The organism is Leptothrix toolikensis (SeqCode), from assembly GCF_057922285.1.
This window is the reverse complement of record NZ_JBYSVC010000033.1, coordinates 1-21,140: the sequence shown is the minus strand read 5'-3', so window position 1 is coordinate 21,140 and position 21,140 is coordinate 1. Positions and strand designations below refer to the sequence as shown.

Genomic DNA, 21,140 nt, shown 5'->3' with positions numbered 1-21,140 from the left:
TGGTCAGTAGTTAGTTTTGGGAACGTGAGAAAGGCGCTCTCTCCATGGGAAATAAGCTTTACGTAGGCAATCTGGCCTACAGTGTGCGTGATGAAGATCTGAACCAAGCCTTCTCGGCTTACGGTGCAGTCAGCTCCGCCAAGGTGATGATGGATCGGGAAACCGGCCGTTCGAAGGGTTTCGGCTTTGTCGAAATGGCTTCGGATCCGGAAGCCCAAGCCGCAATCAACGGCCTGAATGGTCAAGCCATCGGTGGTCGTGCTGTGGTTGTGAACGAGGCTCGTCCTCGTGAAGAGCGCCCGAGCGGTTTCCGTAGCCCCTACGGCGGTCCCCGTCGTGAAGGCAGCGGCGGCGGCGGTGGTGGCTTCGGCGGTGGTGGCGGCGGTCGCGAAGGCGGCGGCGGCGGTGGCTTCGGCGGCGGCGGTGGTCGTGGCGGCAGCTTCGGCGGCGGTGGCGGTGGCGGCGGCGGTGGTGGTGGCGGCGGTTTCCGCAGCCCCTACGGCGGCGGCGGCAGCGGCAGCGGCGGTGGTCGTCGCGGTGGTGGCGACCAAGGCGGTTACTGATCTTCCCGTCTGTTGATGGGCTGCAAAGCTCATCAATCGAGGCACCTGTACCGAAAGGTTCAGGTGCTTTTCTACTTTTTGGGGTTCAATCGACGCGGTTTGCGCGGCCGATGGGCCATCAAGCGATCAAACAGCATGTTGGGCAACCAACGCAGGCCGCGCACGACCCATGTCATGGGCCACGGAATCACTGCATAGGCCCGCCCAGCAGTAATCGCCTTCAAGGCTTGCTGGGCAAACGCAGCCACAGGCATCAAGAATGGCATCGGGTACGGATTACCCCGCGTCATGGGGGTATCAATGAACCCGGGCACCAAGGTGACCACCTGCAACCCTTGATCTGCCAACTCAATGCGCAAGCTCTCGCAGTAGCTGATCACCCCGGCTTTGCTGGCGCAGTAGCCACCATGGCCCGGCAAACCACGAATGCCAGCCACACTGGCCACCCCGACCAAGGTTCCTGAGCCTCTGCGACCCATGGGGGCCACAAAAGGATGAAACGTTGCGGCCAATCCGAGCACATTGGTATGCAACAAATCAGCCAAGACAGCCAGATCGGCCCGTTCAGTCGGGTCGATGCCATGACTGATTCCCGCACAAGCCACCACCACCTCCGGCAGACCCCATGCATTCAGGCAGCTCTCAGCAGCGGTGATGATGCTGTCGCAGTCACTGACATCAGCAGCATAAATACGCACCTGATGGGCGGCTATGCCAGCCTCGTCGGCCCACGCTTGCACCGGCTCTACGCGACGAGCCACCAAAGCCAAGCGCCAGCCTTGCTGGGCATACGCCAAAGCCATGGCTTGCCCGATGCCGCTGGAAGCGCCTGTGATGAAGACCAGCGGCGCTTTTTGAGGGGCGCTGCTCATGGCCGCACTTCGCCTTGAACGCCACCACGCATCTCCAACAGGCCCAAGGTGTGGTCGTAGTTCATACCTTCGGCCTTGAACGTCGATCGACCTGTGTGTAGCGTCACCGGACTGTCGGCTTGAATACGTTCTCGGTGGGCATCAATGCGCATGTTCGATCCCGTGAATTCGAGCGAAGGCGGCGACTCAAGCCCTGAAGCGGCAGAAATGCTTTCACGCACGACATGTGCTTCGCCGAAAAGCTGCACCTCACGGCCATCCTCCCTTGAGACCGCCCGCCCCGATGTGACGCGGGTGCGCTGCCCTTGGGCATCGACCCAACGCAAGCGCAGGCCCTCAATCTCGATGGTTTCGGTATCAGCGTAGTGTTGCAACCGCTGCCCTTCGATCAAGCCATGCGTCGCTGTTGTGGTCTCAGCACCACTGTGGCGCCAAATCGAAAAGCCACGCATTTCATAGTCCGCCTCGTGGCGTACCGGCCTTGGCTGGGCGACGACCGAGGCCCCCGGGGTGCTCTTCATCAGCCACCACGTCAAGGCAGCCAAAGCTGCCATGATCAAGACCGGCAGGTAAAGGGCCAAAGCGCCACGCAACCGATCTGACCAACGCAACTTCGGGACGATGGTCAGCGGGGCCGAATGCCCCCCCAAGGGCGGGAGGACAACCCCATCATCGTTTTGCTCGATCATGCGAGTGGCGCGAATGCTGAAGAAGCATCAAGCGTCGCTTGATGGCCCGCCAGTAACTCGGCATAACGCCCCACGGCCATCAAGAGCAGATCACAGAACTCCCGCCCGGCACCGTAGCCCCCAGGCACGGAGGTGATGTGATGGGCCGCCGCCCGCACTTCGGCATGCGCATTGAGCGGTGCGCAGGCCAGCGCGGCGCGCACCATCAAGGGTAAGTCGGGCCAATCGTCACCCATGACCGCCATGTTGGCCCAATCCAGATGAAGCGCACGGCGCTGCTGCTCAGCAGCAGCAAGCTTGTCATGCACACCAAACACAGCATGATTCAGCCGCAAATCGGCACAGCGCCGTCGCACAGCCGGTGAATCACGCCCCGTGATGATGATCGGCACGATGCCCCCCTGCGCAAGCAACTTGAGCCCATGGCCATCGAGCGTATTGAAGGCTTTGACCTCCTCGCCTTGCTCGCCGATGTAGATACGGCCATCCGTGAGGCAGCCATCAACATCAAAGATCACAGCTTTCACAGCTTGGGCTTGCAGCAGCAACTCGGGGGCGAAAGACAACGTGGGCAGCACCGTGCGGGGCTGGGGAGAGGGACTCAAACGTTCGAATAGCATCAGATCACCTTGGCTCGCATGAGATCGTTGGAATTGAGCGCCCCCACCAGCAACCCCTCAGCATCGGTGACCAGCAAGGTGGTGATGCGGGCCGACTCCATCAGACCCGCTGCATCGACCGCCAAAGCGTCGGCTTGGATGGTACGCGGCGCTGGATGCATGGCGGCACCCGCCGTGAGGGTACGCAGGTCTTGGCCCTGCTCGACAGAACGCCGCAGATCGCCATCGGTATAGATCCCCACAAGGCGACCAGCAGCATCCACCACCGCTGTGGCTCCGAGGCCCTTGACGCTCATCTCGCGCATCATGTCGGTGAAAGCAGTCGCGGCCAGCACCTTGGGCACATCATCCCCGTGGCGCATCACGTCTTGAACCCGGGTCAACAAACGTCGCCCCAAGGCCCCGCCTGGGTGGGAACGGGCGAAATCATCTTCCCGGAAACCCCGGGCATCCAGCAACGCCACCGCCAAGGCATCACCCAGCGCGAGCTGCGCCGTGGTGCTCGCCGTGGGTGCCAGATTGAGCGGGCAAGCTTCCTTCTCGACCCAGTTGGACAACACGATATCGGCATGACGCGCCAGCATCGACTCCGGACGCCCCGTCATCGCCACGACCGTGACCCCAAGACGGCGCAGCGCGGGCAAAATCGCCGCCAACTCGTCACTCTCACCCGAGTTGGAGATGGCCAGCACCACATCGCCCGGCACCACCATGCCCAAGTCACCGTGGCTGGCTTCAGCCGGGTGGACAAAGAAGGCGGGTGTACCCGTCGAGGCCAACGTGGCGGCGATCTTGCCGCCGACGTGGCCGCTCTTGCCCATGCCCATGATGACCACGCGCCCTGAGCACCTCAGCATGGCAGCCACAGCGCGGGCAAAGTCATCGCCTTGCAAAGCACGCAGTTGCAGCAAAGCCTGCGCTTCGATGTCGAGGGTCTGGTGGGCCATGCGAATGGCACGATCTGTATCGAAGGGGCGGTAAATTGTCACAGTCGTCACAGGGTTCACAAAGAGAAGGGGAAGGCTCGTATAGGATGCGCCGATTCTAGGCGTGGCGTCATTCGGTGCCCTTGGCCTGCTACTTGCTTCGACTTGGATGTCCACCACCCTCGATCTCGCCCTGCTCTACCTTCTGGCCGCCGTCGCTGGTGTGGTGGCTTGCCGGATGTTGCGCCTGCCCGCCATGCTGGGCTATCTGATCGTGGGCATCGTCATCGGTCCCAACGCCTTGGCGCTAGCGCGCGATTCAGCCGGCATCCGCTATTTGGCCGAGTTTGGTGTGGTGTTCTTGATGTTCCTCATCGGGCTGGAATTCAACCTGCCCAAGCTCAAGAGCATGCGCCGCTTGGTCTTTGGCCTCGGCCTTGGCCAAGTGGTGACCACCATCGGTGGCGCAGTGATCGGCAACTTGATGCTCACCGGCATCTTCTTGATTCTCGGCCGGGCATGGGATCTGACATGGCAAGGTGCGGTGGGTTTGGGGGCTGCTTTGGCCATGTCCAGCACGGCCATCGTCGCCAAGCTGATGGCGGAACGCCTTGAGCTGGAAAGCGAACACGGCCGGCGCGTGATGGGCGTGCTGCTCTTCCAAGATCTGGCCGTCGTGCCCTTGCTGGTGCTGATCCCGGCCTTGGCGGAACAAAGTGGGCGTGAGTTATGGATCGGTCTGGGGATCGCCATGGTCAAGGCCACCACGCTACTCACCTTGCTGCTGGTCGGCGGGCAAAAGGTCATGCGTTGGTGGCTGACCCTGATGGCGCGGCGCAAATCCGAGGAGCTGTTCATCCTCAACGTGTTGCTTGTGACCTTGGGCCTGGCATGGATGACGGAACAAGCTGGGCTTTCGCTGGCTCTGGGTGCTTTCGTCGCTGGGATGCTGATTGCTGAGACCGAATACAAGCATCAAGTCGAGACCGACATTCGCCCCTTTCATGATGTCTTGCTGGGCCTTTTTTTCATCACCATCGGCATGAAGCTCGACTGGCGGGCCGTCGTTAACGAATGGTGGTTGGTCTTGCTGCTCAGCACCTTGCCCATCATGGCCAAGGCCGTCACCGTGACCCTGCTCACGCTGATCTCCCGCGCGCCACCAGGCGTGGCGATCCGTACCGGGCTGTATCTGGCCCAAGCCGGTGAATTCGGCTTCGTGCTGCTGTCCTTGGGAGCCGAACATCAACTGATCGGTGGGCGCTGGATGAGCCCGGTGCTGGCCTCGATGGTGCTGTCGATGGTGCTGACACCGTTCATCATTCAGTACAGCGACCGCATTGCCATGCGCCTGTCCTCGACCGACTGGCTGATGCAATCGGTGCAGCTCACCACCATCGCCAAGCACGCCATTCGCACCGATGAGCACGTCATCATTTGCGGCTACGGGCGCAGTGGTCAAAGTCTCGCCCGGTTGCTGGAGCAAGAACACTTGGCCTATATCGCCTTGGATCTTGATCCTGACCGAGTGCGTCAAGCGGCCGCTGCGGGCCAGAGTGTGGTGTTTGGCGATGCCGCAAGACCCCAAAGCCTGATCGCCGCCGGCTTGTCACGCGCCACCGCCGTGGTGGTGAGTTATCACGACACAGCATCCGCTTTGAAGGTCTTGCACCATGTCCATGCCCATGCCCCCAAGGTGCCGGTGCTGGTGCGCACCATCGACGACACCGACTTAGAGCGCCTGCGCAACGCGGGGGCCACCGAAGTGGTCCCGGAGGCCTTGGAAGGGGCGTTGATGCTGGCAAGCCATGTGTTGGCGCTGGTCGGTGTGCCCATGCGACGGGTGATCCGCATCACCCGCGACGCGCGTGATGCCCGCTACAGCCTGCTGCGAGGCCACTTCCACGGTAGCGATGACACCACGGCCGAAGAGCAATCGCAAGATCGACTGCAATCGGTGATCCTGCCCAGCGGCGCACGCTGCATCGGCAAAACCTTGGGCCACTTGGCCTTGCACGCTATGGGGGTGTCGGTGGTGTCGGTACGGCGCTCCGACGGTCATGTCGTTCAAGGCCACGATGAGCTGCAACTCGGCAGCGGCGACGTCTTGGTGCTCTCAGGCAAGCCGGAAACGCTCGCGCTGGCCGAGAAAAAACTACTCGAAAGCTGAGCCGATCAATACACCGTCATGGGCGGTGTAGGGCCTTGTCGGTGCAGGATGGCGCGGGTACGCGCCACCAACACACTCCCGGCAGCCCGCATGACATCCACCGCCAAAGCTGGCGCACGCTGCACCATCTCCTCAAACCGGGGCAGGCGCAAAGCCCATGCGACCACGGGTGTCATGGCTTCCGCATTGCTCACATGGGGGCCATCGCGAAACAGCCCCGCCTCACCCAACACCGCGCCAGGACGCAAGATAAGCACCCGCCCACCCGGATGCGCCACACCGGGATAAAGCTGTACCGATCCCTGACCAAGGATGTACAAGGTGCGATCCCGATCACCTTCAAGGATGAGATGGTCCCCCGTGCGGTACTCCTGAGGTGAGAGGTAATTGGCAAAAACCCGCCACTGCAACGCATCCATGCGCAGCCGAAACGCATCTTCCGTATTCAAGGACTCCACCGCACGCATCAAGTCTTCGTAATCCATGACTCTTTTTCCTTGCTTTTGTAAGCACATGATACGGCAATCACCGTATCAAGCATCACTTGCCAATGCAGAAGTTGCTGAAGATTTCACCCAACAAATCGTCGGCACTGAATGCCCCAGTGATCTCGCCCAAGGCGTTGTGTGCCAAGCGCAGCTCTTCAGCCAGAACGTCAAGTGCGCCGTCGGCCAAAGCCGCCCAGTGGATCGCCTGCTCCATGTGATGTCGAGCCCGTTGCAAGGCTTGGACATGCCGCGCCCGAGCGATGAACACCCCTTCGGGAGCCGCGTGCCACCCTGCCAGCGCCAACAAGGTGCTGCGCAATGCAGTCAGCCCCGCACCTGTGCGGGCCGAGAGCTGCAAGCCCGCTGGCATAACCATGCCAGCGGGCACGACATCGGCCTTGTTGAAGACATGCACGAGACGCTTGTCGTGCGGCAAACGGGCCTCGATCTGGGCGTCGGCCGCGACATAAGCCGCATCGTGCATGCGCGTCAGATCGTGCAAAAAGAGCACGGCATCGGCCTCAGCAATCGCTTCCCAACTGCGGTCGATACCAATGCGCTCAACGTCGTCACTGGCTTCAGACGCGGCCCGCAAACCCGCCGTATCGACCACATGCACCGGCACACCTTCGATTTGAAGGGTGCTGCTGATGCGGTCGCGGGTGGTGCCCGCAATGGGTGTGACGATGGCCAGTTCGGCTCCCGCCAAGGCATTGAGCAGCGAGCTTTTACCCGCGTTGGGCTGGCCAGCGATGACCACCCGCAAGCCTTCACGCAGCAGTGCCCCCTGACGGGCTTGATCCAAGATCGACGCAAGTTGCTGATGCAAGCGGCCTAGGCGTCCGCGCGCATCGGCCTGCACCAAGAAATCAATCTCCTCCTCGGGAAAATCCAGCGTCGCCTCCACCAGCATGCGCAAGGTGACCAGCGCATCGCGCAAGGCCTCAATCTGCCGCGAGAACTCCCCGCCCAGCGAGCGCGCCGCACTGCGGGCCGCCGCCTCGGTGCTAGCGTCGATCAAATCGGCGACCGCCTCGGCTTGGGCCAAATCAATCTTGTCGTTCAGAAAAGCACGCTCGGTGAATTCGCCCGGGGCCGCCAAGCGCAAACCCACCAACCAAGGTGTGCCGTCCGGTTGTGTGGCCTGCGCCAAAGCCATGCAGCGGGCGATCAGCAGTTGCAACACGATCGGCCCACCATGGGCTTGCAGCTCCAGCACGTCCTCGCCGGTGTAGCTGTGGGGCGCGGGAAAGTAGAGCGCTAACCCTTGGTCGATGGGGCGGCCGTGTTCGTCAGGAAAAGGGCCGTAGGTGGCTTGACGTGGCGGCGGCACGCGCCCCAGCAGGGCTTGAATCAGGGGAGCCAGATCGCGCCCTGACAAGCGCACGATGCCCACAGCACCCCGTCCGGGGGCGGTTGCTGTGGCGATGATGGGATCGTGATGTCGAGACAGCATGGGCGCGCATTGTGCATGCCGCAAAGCCTCACCGGGCCCATGCCAACAAAGAATTCGTGCGGAGGGAGAGCTTCCGTTGTTATGGGCGTTCCATCTCCCGAGCCGAAGACATGGCCGATCAGCGCAAACACGCTGTCTTCGTCTGCTCGGCTATGTCCTCGGGTCTGCCCCGCGACAGCGATAGTGAGGCAAGAGAACCTGGGCCGCAACCGGCTTCAGGTCGAGGTGGCGACAAGGTGCGACAAAAACCACGGGCCTAATCCACACCTGAGACGCCTGATACAGATCAGCAAACACCCATACGTTTTGCTGAAGCCCAGCACCTCAATGCTTGATCCCAAGCTGCCGATTGATCAGCCACTGTTGCAGGATCGACAGCAGGTTGTTCGTCACCCAGTAAAGCACCAAGCCAGCGGGGAAGAAGAAGAACATCACGCTGAAAACCAACGGCATCGCCCACATCATCTTGGCTTGCACCGGATCGGGTGGCGTCGGATTAAGCCAAGTTTGCAGCAGGGTCGAAGCCGTCATCACCAAAGGCAGGACATAGAACGGATCCTTGACTGACAAATCGGTGACCCAGAAGATCCAAGGCGCATCGCGCATTTCCACCGCCGAGAGCAGCACCCAGTACAGCGCAATGAACACGGGCATCTGCACCAAGATCGGTAGGCAGCCACCGATCGGGTTGACTTTTTCCTCGCGGTAGATGCGCATCATCTCCTGCTGCATCTCCTGCGGCTTGTCTTTGAGACGCTCGCGCAGCGCCATGATGCGCGGATTGATCGCCTTCATCTTGCCCATCGAACGGTAGGCACTGGCGTTGAGGCCGTAGAACGCCGCCTTAAGCATCACCACCAAAGCCACGATCGCCCAGCCCCAGTTACCGATCAAGCCATGGAGCTTGTCGAGCAACCAGAACAGCGGCTTGGCCAAAATCGCCAACCACCCGTAGTCCTTGACCAGATCCAGCCCAGGGGCCAGCGCGGCCAATTTGTACTCTTCCTGCGGACCGGCGTAGAGCTGCGCCGGCACCACGTAGCTCGCTCCCGGTGCAATCGCCGGCAAGCTCAGCAACATCGACACCGAGTACAAATTGCTGCCTTCAGTGCGGGTACGGAACTCGCGCGGCAGCTTGTCGGCCATCAACCATGCACTGGTGAAGTAATGCTGCACCATCGCCACCCAGCCGTTATCCGCCCGGGTGGCATGTGAAGCTTTGCCCTTTTGGATGTCGCTGAACTCAACCTTTTGATACTTGGCCTCATCGGTATAGACCGCCGGCCCTGTAAAGGCGGAGGGAGCCATGAACATGCTTTGACTCGACACCTCGCCGTGGCGAACCAATTGCAGATAAAGCTGCGGGGCAACCGCCGCCGCGCCGTGGTTGATCACCTCGTGACGCACCTGCACGGTGTAGTCACCCCGGTGAAACACGTAGCTCTTGCGCAAGCGCACGCCACCGACTTCGGGCGACTCAAAGACCACCGTCAATTCGTTTTGGCCCTCTTGGAGCTGGAGCGGTCCGGGCAGCAGCGTCATCACGGTCTGGTGATTGGGCAGCGCGGGATCAGCGCTCAAAGCGGCCAGCAAACCACTATCCGCCTGATAAATCTGCGCGCCGGTATGCGAAAACAGCCGCACGGCATGCGCGACGGGGTCAGCGTCGGTGCGCTCCTCGCGGTGCTTGAGCAAATCCAACTCGACCAAGCTGCCGCCACGCGTATCAAGGGCCACGTGCATCACATCGGTCGAGATACGGATCACTTCACTCGTAGCCAACGCTGTTGACGTCGTTGTTGCAGCACCAGCACCAGCTTCAGCCTTATGGCTGGCGGTTGCAGCGGTCGTAGACGCCGCCGTGGGAGCACTCTTGCTCGTCGCCACGGGCTGGGGCGCAAAAAGCGACGGCCGGCCGTTGGCGGTGTTCCAACCATCCCACAGCATCACCAACGACAAGGTGAAAAGGCCCCAGATCAGGGCACGGCGCAGATCGCTCATTTCGAGGTCTTTCGAAGCAAATCAGTGAAAAGACGAGCCGGCTGTTGCGGCACGGGGTCCAAGCCACCGGCACACCACGGGTGGCAACGCAACAAGCGCCCGGCACTCAGCCGGGCACCCGTCAGGCCGCCGTGCTGGTTCAACGCTTGGAGCGCATAAGCCGAACAGGTGGGCTCGAACCGACAAGAGGAACCCAGCCAAGGGCTCAGCAACAAGCGATAAGCCCGCACCAAGCCAACCAGAAACCATTGAACCGCGCGATCCAGCACAGTCATGGTGCAGGCAAAGCCGCCATGCGCGCGGAGCGACAACGGCGCAACACATCGTCAAAAAGGGTCGCGATTTCGGCCTTGACTGCGGTCAGCAGCAGCTCCGAAGACGCACTGACAAAAGCTTGGCGGTCGATGGGTGCGCGCAAACGCACCACCCAAATGCCATGCAACAACGCATCGCGGTGTTGCGCCATCGACGCACGGATTTGGCGACGCAACAAGACGCGCGTCACAGCCCGGCGTGCGTGGCGTTTGGGGACCACCATGCCCAGCATAAGCTCATCGAGCTGCGTTGTTGGCAACTCTGTGGACAACTTTGTTGATAACTCGGGGATGTCCGATGTTGGCAACGCTGTTTTATTTTTTTTCACAGGCACGTAGTGCACAAAAAAATGCGGGCTTCGCGCCCACGGCTTGGTGGCCATGGCCGCGCTGAAATGCGCCGCACCGCACAACGCTGTCAGCACAACAGCCCTAGCATTCATGCATGCGTGAGACCGTCAAGCCGACGGTGGACATCAGACGCCGAGGCGCTTGCGGCCCTTGGCGCGACGTGCATTCAGCACATGGCGGCCACCACGGGTCTTCATACGCACAAGAAAGCCATGCGTGCGAGCGCGACGAATCTTGGAGGGCTGATAAGTACGTTTCATTTCAAGTCCTTGGTTTCGCCCGACACCGCGAATTCAGGCGCTGTAGGCGGTGTGTCAAGTCAGAGACGGACGAAAAACGCCACTTTCCCTAACGATTGGAAAAACCGCCGATTACAGCAAATTTTGTCATCTTGGTCAATGGCTAAGGGCTTGTATCGAACGCAAGACGCCCACATCACACGGGGATTGACCGCCGTGCAAAAACTGTGGATAACCTCGTACCTTTTTCGCGCGATCTCATTACAATCGCGCCCCTCCTCGCAAGTTGTCCACAATCCCGCCATGCGTACCGACCTGTGGCAACTCGGCTGTGAACGCCTCGCCGCCGAATTGCCCGAACAGCAATTCAACACTTGGATTCGCCCCCTGCCTCCTGCCGAAATCAGCGAGACAGCCGGTGAGTTCAAGGTGAGCCTGCGGGTGCCCAATCGCTTCAAGATGGACTGGATCCGCAGCCAATACAGCGCGCGCATCGAGGCGCTGCTCAGTGAGTTGGCGGGTCAGCCCGTGCGGCTTGAGCTGTCGATCCTGCCGCGTGATCTTCAAGCGCGTGCGCCCAGCCCCACCCCCATCCCGGACACAGCCAGCACGCCCAACCCATCCAGCACAACCGCCATCACCACCCATGCGGCGATCACGGCACCCGCCACAGCAGCGACAGCAGCAGCCCCACCGCCGCCCGCCCTAAGCACAGCAGCGAGTAGCGTGGGCCGAGGCAAGCTCAACCCGGGCCTGACCTTCGACACCTTGGTGGCTGGGCGCGCCAACCAGATGGCGCGCACCGCCTCGCTGCATGTGGTGGGAGCGCCCAGCCACATGTACAACCCGCTGTTCATCTATGGCGGTGTGGGCTTGGGCAAGACGCACTTGATCCACGCGGTTGGCAACGCTTTGCTGCGCGCCAACCCAGAGGCCCGGGTGCTGTACTTGCACGCCGAGCAGTTCATCTCGGACGTGGTGCGCAACTATCAGCGCAAGACCTTTGACGAGCTCAAAGCCAAGTACCACTCGCTTGATCTGCTTCTGATTGATGACGTGCAGTTTTTTGCGGGCAAGGAACGCACCCAAGAAGAGTTTTTCAACACCTTCGAAGCGCTGCTGGCCAAGAAGGCCCACATCATCATGACCAGCGACACCTACCCCAAGGGGTTGGTGGACATCGACGAGCGCTTGACCAGTCGTTTCGATGCCGGCTTGACGGTGGCCATTGAGCCGCCCGAGCTAGAAATGCGCGTGGCCATCTTGATGAAGAAGACCGACGCCGAAGGCAGCCGTATGCCTGAGGATGTGGCTTTTTTCATCGCCAAAAACGTGCGCGCCAATGTGCGTGAGCTTGAAGGAGCGCTGCGCAAGGTGCTGGCTTACTCGCGCTTCTCGCACAAGGACATCAACATCGCGCTGGCCCGCGAAGCGCTCAAAGATCTGCTCTCGATCCAGAACCGGCAAATCTCGGTGGAAAACATCCAAAAAACCGTGGCCGACTTCTACAAGATCAAGATCGCCGACATGTACTCCAAGAAGCGCCCAGCCAGCATTGCACGGCCGCGCCAAATTGCCATGTACTTGGCCAAAGAAATGACCCAAAAGAGCTTGCCGGAAATCGGTGAGCTCTTTGGTGGGCGCGACCACACCACCGTGTTGCACGCCGTGCGCAAAATCGGGGCCGAACGGCCCAACAGCGCCGAACTCAACCAGCAACTGCACGTGCTGGAACAAACGCTCAAAGGTTAAGCCTCGTCCCCGACGCTTGCGGGAAAATGTCGCTCCACCGCCCCCACCGTCCCATCACCGAATCACTGAAGAGACCTTGACATGATTGTGTTGAAAGCCGCGCAAGAAAACATCGTTGCCACCTTGCAGGCCGTGGCCGGTATCGTCGAAAGACGTCAGACCTTGCCCATCTTGGCCAATGTACTCATCCGCAAAGAGGGCGGCCGGATCGAATGCATCACCAGCGACCTTGAAATCCAGATCCGCACCAGCGCCGAGCTCGGCGGCGACAGCGGCAGCTTCAGCACCACCATCGGTGCGCGCAAGCTGATCGACATCCTGCGCACCCTGCCCGCCGACCAAGTCGTGTCGCTCAGCGCCGCCCAAAACAAGGTCACCCTGCAAGGCGGCAAGAGCCGCTTCACGCTTCAAACCCTGCCGGCTGAAGACTTCCCGCTGGTGCAAGAGGCTGCCGACTTCGGCCCCGCTTTCAGCGTGCCGCAAAAGACCCTCAAGAGCCTGATCGACCAAGTGCATTTCGCCATGGCGGTGCACGACATTCGCTACTACCTGAACGGCATCTTGTTCGTCGCGGAGGGCAAGACCCTGACGCTGGTGGCCACCGACGGGCATCGCTTGGCTCTGGCCCAAGCCACCTTGGCCATCGAGATGCCGCGCCAAGAAGTGATCCTGCCGCGCAAGACCGTGCTGGAGCTGCAACGCTTGCTCAAGGACGACAAGTCCGACAAGGCTGCGGCCAAAGAAGCCAAGGAGGGTGACCCCCAAGGCGCACCCATCGAGATGCGCTTTGCCGGTAACCAAGCCAAATTCAATTTCGGCGGCATGGAGTTCATCACCAAGCTGGTCGAAGGCAAGTTCCCGGACTTCAACCGTGTCATCCCCAAGAACCATAAAAACCACGTCACCCTCGGCCGGGTGCCGCTGCTGTCGGGCCTGCAACGCGCGGCCATCCTGACCAGTGACAAGTTCAAGGGCGTCAAGCTCAACTTCGAACCCGGCACGCTGCGCATTGCGGCCAGCAACGCCGAACAGGAAGAAGCCAAGGAAGAGCTGGAAATCGACTACGCCGGCGACAGCATCGAGATCGGCTTCAACATCACCTACCTCATGGATGTGCTGGGCAACATCAGCCAAGATCGGGTAACGATTTCGCTGCAAGACACCAACAGCTCCGCCTTGCTGACCGTGCCGGAGCAAGCCGGCTTCAAATACGTGGTGATGCCGATGCGGATCTGAGCCCCGCCGCACGACGCATGACACCCCGGCGCGCAGCCCAGCGCTGCGCCATGACCGACCGACCCAATGAGCGACCCGACGACATGAGCGACGACCAACAAACCTCTTCCGCAGCCGAAATTTCGGCCGCCTACGACGAGAGCAGCATCCAGATCCTCGAAGGCCTGGAAGCGGTGCGCAAGCGCCCGGGCATGTACATCGGCGACACCTCAGACGGCACCGGCTTGCACCACTTGGTGTTCGAGGTGGTGGACAACTCGATCGACGAATCGCTGGCCGGTCATTGCGACGACATCACCGTCACGATCCACGCCGACAACTCGATCTCCGTCACCGACAACGGCCGGGGCATCCCGACCGGCGTCAAGATGGACGACAAGCACGAGCCCAAGCGCTCGGCGGCTGAAATCGCCCTGACCGAGTTGCACGCTGGCGGCAAGTTCAACCAAAACAGCTACAAGGTCTCGGGCGGCCTACACGGCGTGGGTGTGAGTTGCGTCAATGGCCTGTCGAAATGGCTGCGCCTGACGGTGCGCCAAGGCGGCAAGGCCCACACGCTGGAGTTCAAGCAAGGCGTGCCGCAAAATCGCCTCATCGAGTTGCGTGACGGCGTCGAAACCAGCCCGATGCGCATCAGCGGCGACACCGATCGGCGCGGCACCGAGGTGCATTTCCTGCCCGATGAAACGATCTTCAACAACATCGACTTTCACTACGAGATCTTGGCCAAACGGCTGCGCGAACTCTCGTTCCTGAACAACGGCGTCAAGATCCGCCTCCTCGATGAGCGCACCAACAAAGAAGACAACTTCGCCTACGCCGGCGGCGTGAAGGGTTTTGTTGAGTTCATCAACATCGGCAAGAAGGTGCTGCACAGCAATATCTTCCACGCCCGTGGCGACAAGATGAGTGACAACCAGACCAACGTCGGTGTGGAAGTCTCGATGCAGTGGAACGAGAGCTACAACGAAAACGTGCTCTGTTTCACCAACAACATCCCGCAGCGTGACGGCGGCACCCACCTCACCGGCTTGCGCGCCGCGATGACCCGGGTGATCAACAAGTACATCGACGACAACGACATCGCCAAAAAGGCCAAGGTCGATATCGCGGGTGACGACATGCGCGAAGGCTTGGCCTGCGTGGTCAGCGTCAAGGTGCCTGAGCCCAAGTTCTCCAGCCAGACCAAGGACAAGCTGGTGTCCTCAGAAGTGCGCGCGCCGGTGGAAGACATCGTCGGCCGTCTGCTGACCGACTGGCTGCTGGAGAACCCGACCGACGCCAAGATCATCTGCGGCAAGATCGTGGACGCCGCCCGCGCCCGTGACGCTGCCCGCAAAGCGCGCGAAATGACGCGCCGCAAGGGTGTGCTCGACGGCATGGGCCTGCCGGGCAAGCTGGCCGACTGCCAAGAAAAAGACCCCGCGCTGTGCGAGATCTACCTCGTCGAAGGGGATTCGGCCGGGGGCTCGGCCAAGCAAGGGCGGGACCGCAAGTTCCAAGCGATTCTGCCGCTGCGCGGCAAGATTTTGAACGTGGAAAAAGCGCGCTACGAAAAGCTACTGACCAGCAATGAAATCCTGACGCTGATCACCGCCTTGGGCACTGGCATCGGCAAAGGCATGGGCGGGGACGACTTCAACCCCGACAAGCTGCGCTACCACCGCATCATCATCATGACCGACGCCGACGTGGACGGCGCGCACATCCGCACCCTGCTGCTGACCTTCTTCTACCGCCAGATGCTTGATCTGGTCGAGCGCGGCCACATCTACATCGCCCAGCCGCCGCTCTACAAGGTCAAGCACGGTAAGCACGAGCAGTACCTCAAGGACGCTGGCGAGCTCGACATCTACTTGCTCAAAGTCGCCTTGGACGGTGCCAGCGTGGAGCCCGGCGAAGGCCGCGCGGCCATCCATGGCCCAGCCCTCGAAGAGCTGGCTCGCCAGTACGTCCAAGCCACCCATGTGATTGATCGTCTGGGCAACTGGATGGACATGGAAGCGCTGCGCGCGATCTCTGATGGCTTGATCCTCTCGCTCGACGACACCGAACAAGCCCAAGCCAGCGCCGCCGCGCTGAAGGCCGCCCTGCACGACGCCGAAGTCAGCGCCGAGCACGACGCGCACACCGACAAACGCATCCTGCGCATCAGCCGCCGGCACCACGGCAACGTCAAGAGCAGCGTCATCACCCAAGACTTCCTGCACGGCGCCGACTACCAAGCCCTGAGCTTGGCCGGTCTGACCTTCAACGACTTGCTCACCGCCGAAGCGGTGGTCAAGCGCGGCGAAGGCGAGCGGCAGAAATCCACCAAGGTCAGCGACTTCCGCGCCGCCATGGCTTGGCTGATGGCCCAAGCCGAAAGCAGCGTCAGCCGCCAGCGCTACAAGGGTCTGGGTGAAATGAACCCCGGCCAGCTCTGGGAAACCACCATGGACCCCACGGTGCGCCGCTTGCTGCGCGTGCAAATCGAAGACGCCATCGAAGCCGACCGCGTTTTCACCATGCTCATGGGCGACGAGGTCGAACCCCGCCGCGACTTCATCGAAACCAACGCGCTCAGAGCGGGGAATATCGACGCGTGATCCTGTCGGGTGACACGGAAAGTGAAAACCTCGCCAAGTTGGTGAAAAATTGCTGACACGGTTAGTGAAAAATTGCTGACACGGTTAGTGAAAAATTGCTGACACGGTTAGTGAAAAAGTGAATCGCCCCGGGAATAGAGGAGGCTCAAACTCTTGAGAAGATAGAGCCATGAACAAGTCCACCAAGTTCTCACCCGAGGTCCGTAAGCGAGCCGTGCGGATGGTGCAGGAGCACCGCGCAGAGTATCCATCCCTGTGGGCCACCATCGAGTCGATAGCGCCCAAGATCGGTTGTGTCCCACCCAAGCTGCTGGGCTGGGTCCAGCGCCATGAGATCGACATCGGCATGCGCGAGGGTGTGACGTCAGCGGATGCGCAGCGCGTCAAGGAACTCGAGCGTGAGGTCAAGGAACTGCGCCGCGCCAATGAGATTCTCAAACTGGCCAGCGCGTTTTTCGCCCAGGCGGAACTCGACCGCCGACTCAAGTCATGATGACCTTTATCGACGAACATCGCCCAGCGCACGGGGTCGAGTTGATCTGCAAGGCGTTGCAGGTTGCCCCATCGAGCTACTGGCGATACGTGGCAGAGCGCCGCAACCCCGGCCTGCGCTGTGCACGCCGACAGCGTGACGAGCTGTTGGGAGCGCAGATTGAGGGCATCTGGCAGGCCAACATGCAGGTGTACGGTGCGGACAAAGTCTGGCGGCAACTTGCGCGCGAGGGCACGGCGGTTGCGCGCTGCACCGTTGAGCGGTTGATGCGTCAGCGCGGTTTGCGCGGGGTCAGGCGTGGCAAGGTGGTGCGCACGACGATGAGCGACAGCAAGGCGGTGTGCCCGCAAGACCGGGTCAAGCGCCAATTCCGGGCTGATCGGCCCAACCAGCTCTGGGTTTCTGACTTCACCTACGTTTCGACGTGGCAGGGCTGGTTGTATGTGGCCTTCGTCATCGATGTGTTTGCCCGGCGCATTGTGGGCTGGCGAGTGAGCCGTTCCATGCGCACGGACTTCGTGCTTGATGCGCTGGAGCAAGCGCTCTATGCGCGCCGACCCGAACGCGACAGCAGCCTGATTCACCACTCAGACCGTGGTTCGCAGTACGTCTCGATCCGCTACAGCGAACGCTTGGCCGAGGCCGGCATTGAGCCTTCGGTTGGCAGCAAAGGGGACAGCTACGACAACGCCTTGGCTGAAACGATCAACGGCCTGTACAAGGCGGAGCTGATTCACCGGCGAGCGCCATGGAAGAGCCGGGAGGCGGTGGAGATGGCCACCTTGGAATGGGTCGCTTGGTTCAACCATCACCGTTTGCTGGAGCCCATTGGCTACATGCCACCCGCAGAAGCTGAGAACTACTATCGCCAACTCGCCTGTCACGCCACCACGGTGGTGGCCTGACTTCAATCAAACAGCCTCCCCAAAACCCGGGGCGATTCAAAATGCTAGGAGGAAAAATTGAGTGTTTCAGACAACTTCAAGCAGTTTTTATCAAACATAAAAGTACCGAACGACGAACAGATTAGCCTTAGGTATGGGGAGATTACATCTGCATTAAATAAGGAGTTCAGGGATTCGGATAGTAAAACAGCCAATACGCTTCAAGTTGGCTCGTATGGGCGGTGGACGGCTATCAAAGGCGTATCTGATCTTGATATGCTTTACATTGTCCCCGCCTCGCTCTGGGAAAAATACAAGGATGGTGGTCAATACGCATTGCTTGAACGAACAAAGTCAGCAATAAAGGACCGATATCCGCGAACAGAAATATATGTTGATCGGTTGGTGGTGCGTATCCTCTATAATGATTTCCACGTTGAGGCACAGCCAGTATTTGAGCAGGCTGATAAGAGCTTCAAATATCCGGACACGTATTCAGGGGGAAGTTGGAAGACAACAAAGCCTCGCGAAGAAATTTCAGCCGTGACGGAGTTTGTGGCAGAGAAAAATAAAAATCTCCGCCGCCTATGTAAGATGGCGCGCGCTTGGAAAAACAAGCATGGTGTCGGAATTGGTGGGCTCTTGATCGACACCCTTGCGCATAATTTTCTGCGAGACACAAATGCCTATGATGACAAAAGCTACCTCTACTACGATTGGATGAGCAGGGATTTTTTTAAATACCTGTCAGAATTGCCGCGACAAGATTACTTTGCAGCGCTGGGAAGCGGGCAACGAGTGCGCGTGAAATCTTCGTTTCAAAAGCCGGCAAAAAAAGCATACGACCTTGCCTTAGAAGCTATTGAGGCAGCCGGGAAAGACACAGGATCAGCGAAGTGGCAAAAAATATACGGGGGAGACTATCCCGATACCACAACTAAGGCACAAGCCTCGGTTGCTGTTGAAGCCTACGATGGGTTCAGATCTTCTGAGCAGTTCATTGAGGATCTTTGGCCGGTTGATATTCGATACCCTCTTCACCTTGAGTGTGAAGTATCGCAGAATGGTTTTCGTGAGTATTTGCTTCGAGAATTCTTGCGACGGAAATTGCCGCTAGGTCGCAAAAAGAAACTTCGCTTCTATATTGATTCTTGCGATGTGCCGGGAGACTACACAGTTTTGTGGAAAGTCTTAAATCGTGGCGATGAGGCATTTCGCCGGAAATGTACGCGTGGGACGATAAGTAAAGGCGGCAATGAGATCGTTGAAACTACGGACTTTCACGGCGATCACGTCGTGGAGTGTTATATCCTAAAGGAGAACGTGGTTGTGGCGAAAGACCGCATCCACGTACCAATTGAATGAAAAAAGATCAACTATTAAAGTCTATTGCCGAGACCGCGTACAACGTAGGTTTTGGTGGACGAAAGCATTGGGCGACATACGACATTGTTGATAAGATACCCGGGCTTATCGGATTTTTATCTACTGCCTTTGGAATATTCTCTCTGATTTATGATAAGTTGTCAGAAAAGCATCTCTCGGCTGCATTTATTGTCTTTGGGCTAATCGCCTTGTATATTACGTTCTATGAGTCGAGTAAAGCGGAATATGCCGAAAGCGCAAATAAACTTACGATGCAGTTTAATGCGCTCAGGGACTTGTATAGAAGCGTGCAGGGCCATGTAGGCGACGATGTTAAATTATTTGAGGATCAGCTTCACGCGATCGAGGATGATTATTACGCGGTTTGCATTAGTAAGCAGATTTTATTTAGCGACTGGTACGCGCACTACAAGTTCTTTTGGCAGTACCAGATAGATTGGGTGGATGAGCAAAAGAAATTCAAGTTATTTCGCGACAAACTCCCATTGTCATTTATGTTTTGGATGGCAATAATGGCGATTGCAGCTTTGGCTTTTGGCGTCAGAAATTGGGTATGTGTTTGACTGCTTAGCGATCGCTCAGATTTGAATCGGCGCGGACAGATCTTCGGATCTATGGGCAACTAGCAATCGCGCGCCGCTCAGGAATTTTTCATGAATGGTGTCGCGGATGCATAGACTTTTCACTTTCCGTGACATCGTTGGATGTCGCTGTGACAAGTACGATGAAAAAAGCGTTTCGCGACAACGGTATGTTTTGCAATAGTCGTGTCATCCGACAGATCCGCGCGCGTTCCCTGTCACAGCGCCGTCACACCAGGCTGCGATGGTTCGGTCTTCAGACGAACCTGTGACGGAGAACGCGCCATGTCCAAAGACTTCTCGACGATGGAAGACAGCAATCCATCGGCCAACACCAGCATCCATGAAGTCTCCGACCCCGCCCGGCGGGTTGTCTTGCGGGGTGGCTTGGGTGCCCTGATGGGCGCGATGGGTGCGGCAGGATGGGGTCTGGGAGGTTGCGCCAGCCTGGCAGACATGGGGAGCAGCCACGGGGCGGGGGCGCTGTTGGGCTTCAAAAGCGTGCCTGTGGCCAGGGTAGATGCCGTGAGCGTGCCGCAAGGCTATGTGACGCAAGCGCTGGCCGCTTGGGGCGAGCCGGTGGGCCTTTCGGGCGAAATGCCGGCGTTTCGCTTCGATGCCAGCAACAGCGCTGCCGAGCAGCAAGCGCAGATGGGCATGCATCACGACGGCATCCACTACTTTCCCATCGACGGCTCCTCGACCCACGGGCTCTTGGTGATGAACCACGAGTACACCGATGACGGTCTGCTGCACACCGATGGTATGAAGACGTGGACGGCGGCCAAGGTCAAGAAGTCGCAAGCCGCGCACGGCATCTCGGTGATCGAGATCGAGTGGCTGGATCAGCGTTGGCAACATGTGCAGCCCTCACCGTGGGCGCGGCGCATCACCGCTGAATCGCCCATCACGCTCAGCGGCCCCGCCGCCGGCCATGCGCTGATAAAGACCGCTGCCGACCCCAGCGGCACGCGGGTGCGCGGCACCCTCAACAACTGCGCCAGCGGTCTCACGCCGTGGGGCACGTACCTCAGTTGCGAAGAAAACTTCAGCCATTACTTCAACTGCCCCACCCCGCCCGATGCCCACGGCAAGCGCTGGGGCCTGAAAAAGGTCGATGCCGCCCTGTACCGCTGGCACGAATTTGACGAACGCTTCGACGCCAGCCGTCACCCCAACGAACCCAATCGTTTCGGCTGGGTGGTCGAGATCGACCCCTTCAACCCCAGCAGCACGCCCATCAAGCGCACCGCCTTGGGTCGTGCCGCCCACGAAGGGGCCACGGTGGCCGTGACCCGGGACAACCACGCTGTGATCTACATGGGCGAGGATGCCCGCTTCGAATACATCTACAAATTCGTCAGCCGCGATCCGATTCAACCGGGCGGCGCACACGCCAACGCAACCTTGCTCGACCACGGCACGCTGTTCGTCGCCCGCTTCGACACAGACGGCAAGGGCGCATGGCTGCCGCTGGTTCACGGTCAAGGCCCCTTGACGCCCGCCAACGGCTTTGCCGATCAAGGCGAAG

The 21,140-nt window shown here is 59.8% G+C and carries 19 protein-coding genes and 1 other annotated feature; of the genes, 9 read left to right on the top strand and 10 right to left on the bottom strand.

What is annotated here, in order from left to right:
* Positions 1-44: 44 nt before the first annotated feature.
* Positions 45-563 (top strand): RNA-binding regulator, encoded by a 519-nt coding sequence (gene rbp, locus AC3VI7_RS06830; RefSeq protein WP_489669577.1) that lies wholly within the window; start codon positions 45-47, stop codon positions 561-563.
* Positions 564-634: 71 nt separating this feature from the next.
* Here rbp and AC3VI7_RS06825 read toward each other — a convergent pair whose 3' ends face one another.
* The 4 genes from AC3VI7_RS06825 to AC3VI7_RS06810 are packed head-to-tail and all read right to left on the bottom strand — an operon-like array spanning position 635 to position 3,691.
* Positions 635-1,435, bottom strand: coding sequence for an SDR family oxidoreductase (locus AC3VI7_RS06825; protein ID WP_489669576.1), 801 nt, complete (start codon positions 1,433-1,435; stop codon positions 635-637).
* Entirely contained in the window at positions 1,432-2,124 is a 693-nt protein-coding gene (gene lptC / locus AC3VI7_RS06820) for an LPS export ABC transporter periplasmic protein LptC (RefSeq protein WP_489669575.1), read from the bottom strand. The genes AC3VI7_RS06825 and lptC overlap by 4 nt, the downstream gene beginning before the upstream one ends.
* Positions 2,121-2,744 carry a KdsC family phosphatase gene (locus AC3VI7_RS06815; protein ID WP_489669574.1) on the bottom strand — a complete coding sequence of 208 codons (624 nt, stop codon included), beginning with the start codon at positions 2,742-2,744 and terminating at the stop codon, positions 2,121-2,123. The genes lptC and AC3VI7_RS06815 overlap by 4 nt, the downstream gene beginning before the upstream one ends.
* Positions 2,744-3,691 carry a KpsF/GutQ family sugar-phosphate isomerase gene (locus AC3VI7_RS06810; RefSeq protein WP_489669573.1) on the bottom strand — a complete coding sequence of 316 codons (948 nt, stop codon included), beginning with the start codon at positions 3,689-3,691 and terminating at the stop codon, positions 2,744-2,746. The genes AC3VI7_RS06815 and AC3VI7_RS06810 overlap by 1 nt, the downstream gene beginning before the upstream one ends.
* Positions 3,692-3,839: 148 nt before the next feature.
* On the opposite strand from AC3VI7_RS06810, the gene AC3VI7_RS06805 reads away from it, so the two are divergent.
* Positions 3,840-5,840, top strand: coding sequence for a monovalent cation:proton antiporter family protein (locus tag AC3VI7_RS06805; RefSeq protein WP_489669571.1), 2,001 nt, complete (start codon positions 3,840-3,842; stop codon positions 5,838-5,840).
* A 5-nt stretch (positions 5,841-5,845) separates the two neighbouring features.
* Here AC3VI7_RS06805 and AC3VI7_RS06800 read toward each other — a convergent pair whose 3' ends face one another.
* The 6 genes from AC3VI7_RS06800 to rpmH all read right to left on the bottom strand — a co-directional run bounded on the left by AC3VI7_RS06800 (position 5,846) and on the right by rpmH (position 10,710).
* Positions 5,846-6,325 (bottom strand): cyclic nucleotide-binding domain-containing protein, encoded by a 480-nt coding sequence (locus AC3VI7_RS06800; protein WP_489669570.1) that lies wholly within the window; start codon positions 6,323-6,325, stop codon positions 5,846-5,848.
* Between the two features lie 55 nt (positions 6,326-6,380).
* Positions 6,381-7,784, bottom strand: a complete 1,404-nt coding sequence (mnmE, locus tag AC3VI7_RS06795; RefSeq protein ID WP_489669569.1) for a tRNA uridine-5-carboxymethylaminomethyl(34) synthesis GTPase MnmE — start codon at positions 7,782-7,784, stop codon at positions 6,381-6,383.
* 324 nt (positions 7,785-8,108) lie between these two features.
* Positions 8,109-9,785: a membrane protein insertase YidC gene (gene yidC / locus AC3VI7_RS06790; RefSeq protein ID WP_489669568.1), complete on the bottom strand. Its 1,677-nt coding sequence runs from the start codon at positions 9,783-9,785 to the stop codon at positions 8,109-8,111.
* On the bottom strand, positions 9,782-10,060 hold the full coding sequence (gene yidD, locus AC3VI7_RS06785; protein ID WP_489669567.1) for a membrane protein insertion efficiency factor YidD: 279 nt from the start codon (positions 10,058-10,060) through the stop codon (positions 9,782-9,784). The genes yidC and yidD overlap by 4 nt, the downstream gene beginning before the upstream one ends.
* Positions 10,057-10,542: a ribonuclease P protein component gene (locus AC3VI7_RS06780; RefSeq protein WP_489669566.1), complete on the bottom strand. Its 486-nt coding sequence runs from the start codon at positions 10,540-10,542 to the stop codon at positions 10,057-10,059. Before AC3VI7_RS06780 ends, yidD begins: the two co-directional genes overlap by 4 nt.
* Before the next feature lie 33 nt (positions 10,543-10,575).
* The gene (gene rpmH, locus AC3VI7_RS06775) at positions 10,576-10,710 is read right to left on the bottom strand and encodes a 50S ribosomal protein L34 (RefSeq protein WP_369417518.1); all 135 of its coding nucleotides are present in this window, start codon (positions 10,708-10,710) and stop codon (positions 10,576-10,578) included.
* 282 nt (positions 10,711-10,992) lie between these two features.
* Here rpmH and dnaA point away from each other — a divergent pair, with 282 nt between their 5' ends.
* From dnaA to AC3VI7_RS06740, 7 genes are all read left to right on the top strand, one after another.
* Entirely contained in the window at positions 10,993-12,441 is a 1,449-nt protein-coding gene (dnaA, locus tag AC3VI7_RS06770; RefSeq protein ID WP_489669565.1) for a chromosomal replication initiator protein DnaA, read from the top strand.
* An 81-nt stretch (positions 12,442-12,522) separates the two neighbouring features.
* Positions 12,523-13,677, top strand: coding sequence for a DNA polymerase III subunit beta (gene dnaN / locus AC3VI7_RS06765; RefSeq protein ID WP_489669564.1), 1,155 nt, complete (start codon positions 12,523-12,525; stop codon positions 13,675-13,677).
* An 83-nt stretch (positions 13,678-13,760) separates the two neighbouring features.
* Positions 13,761-16,265, top strand: coding sequence for a DNA topoisomerase (ATP-hydrolyzing) subunit B (gyrB, locus tag AC3VI7_RS06760; protein ID WP_489669582.1), 2,505 nt, complete (start codon positions 13,761-13,763; stop codon positions 16,263-16,265).
* Positions 16,266-16,434: 169 nt separating this feature from the next.
* A protein-coding gene (locus tag AC3VI7_RS06755) for an IS3 family transposase (protein ID WP_489671246.1) occupies positions 16,435-17,663 on the top strand; the annotation gives its coding sequence in 2 pieces (ribosomal slippage) (positions 16,435-16,726 and positions 16,726-17,663; 1,230 coding nt in all).
* Positions 16,713-16,829 (top strand) — a sequence feature (AL1L pseudoknot). It overlaps the preceding gene by 117 nt.
* Positions 17,664-17,720: 57 nt before the next feature.
* Positions 17,721-19,007 (top strand): SMODS domain-containing nucleotidyltransferase, encoded by a 1,287-nt coding sequence (locus AC3VI7_RS06750; protein WP_489671245.1) that lies wholly within the window; start codon positions 17,721-17,723, stop codon positions 19,005-19,007.
* On the top strand, positions 19,004-19,591 hold the full coding sequence (locus AC3VI7_RS06745) for an SLATT domain-containing protein (RefSeq protein ID WP_489671244.1): 588 nt from the start codon (positions 19,004-19,006) through the stop codon (positions 19,589-19,591). The genes AC3VI7_RS06750 and AC3VI7_RS06745 overlap by 4 nt, the downstream gene beginning before the upstream one ends.
* Before the next feature lie 303 nt (positions 19,592-19,894).
* Positions 19,895-21,140, top strand: a 1,246-nt coding sequence (locus tag AC3VI7_RS06740) for a PhoX family protein (RefSeq protein ID WP_489671433.1), incomplete at its 3' end; no start/stop codon positions are given.

What these genes read in the sequence shown, in the direction of transcription:
- gyrB (WP_489669582.1), top strand. Translation starts at nt 13,761, where the DNA reads ATGAGCGACGACCAACAAACCTCTTCCGCAGCCGAAATTTCGGCCGCC.
- dnaN (WP_489669564.1), top strand. Translation starts at nt 12,523, where the DNA reads ATGATTGTGTTGAAAGCCGCGCAAGAAAACATCGTTGCCACCTTGCAG.
- AC3VI7_RS06810 (WP_489669573.1), bottom strand. Translation starts at nt 3,691, where the DNA reads ATGGCCCACCAGACCCTCGACATCGAAGCGCAGGCTTTGCTGCAACTG.
- AC3VI7_RS06815 (WP_489669574.1), bottom strand. Translation starts at nt 2,744, where the DNA reads ATGCTATTCGAACGTTTGAGTCCCTCTCCCCAGCCCCGCACGGTGCTG.
- lptC (WP_489669575.1), bottom strand. Translation starts at nt 2,124, where the DNA reads ATGATCGAGCAAAACGATGATGGGGTTGTCCTCCCGCCCTTGGGGGGG.
- AC3VI7_RS06825 (WP_489669576.1), bottom strand. Translation starts at nt 1,435, where the DNA reads ATGAGCAGCGCCCCTCAAAAAGCGCCGCTGGTCTTCATCACAGGCGCT.
- AC3VI7_RS06805 (WP_489669571.1), top strand. Translation starts at nt 3,840, where the DNA reads ATGTCCACCACCCTCGATCTCGCCCTGCTCTACCTTCTGGCCGCCGTC.
- rbp (WP_489669577.1), top strand. Translation starts at nt 45, where the DNA reads ATGGGAAATAAGCTTTACGTAGGCAATCTGGCCTACAGTGTGCGTGAT.
- yidC (WP_489669568.1), bottom strand. Translation starts at nt 9,785, where the DNA reads ATGAGCGATCTGCGCCGTGCCCTGATCTGGGGCCTTTTCACCTTGTCG.
- AC3VI7_RS06745 (WP_489671244.1), top strand. Translation starts at nt 19,004, where the DNA reads ATGAAAAAAGATCAACTATTAAAGTCTATTGCCGAGACCGCGTACAAC.
- AC3VI7_RS06800 (WP_489669570.1), bottom strand. Translation starts at nt 6,325, where the DNA reads ATGGATTACGAAGACTTGATGCGTGCGGTGGAGTCCTTGAATACGGAA.
- yidD (WP_489669567.1), bottom strand. Translation starts at nt 10,060, where the DNA reads ATGACTGTGCTGGATCGCGCGGTTCAATGGTTTCTGGTTGGCTTGGTG.
- mnmE (WP_489669569.1), bottom strand. Translation starts at nt 7,784, where the DNA reads ATGCTGTCTCGACATCACGATCCCATCATCGCCACAGCAACCGCCCCC.
- AC3VI7_RS06780 (WP_489669566.1), bottom strand. Translation starts at nt 10,542, where the DNA reads ATGAATGCTAGGGCTGTTGTGCTGACAGCGTTGTGCGGTGCGGCGCAT.
- dnaA (WP_489669565.1), top strand. Translation starts at nt 10,993, where the DNA reads ATGCGTACCGACCTGTGGCAACTCGGCTGTGAACGCCTCGCCGCCGAA.
- rpmH (WP_369417518.1), bottom strand. Translation starts at nt 10,710, where the DNA reads ATGAAACGTACTTATCAGCCCTCCAAGATTCGTCGCGCTCGCACGCAT.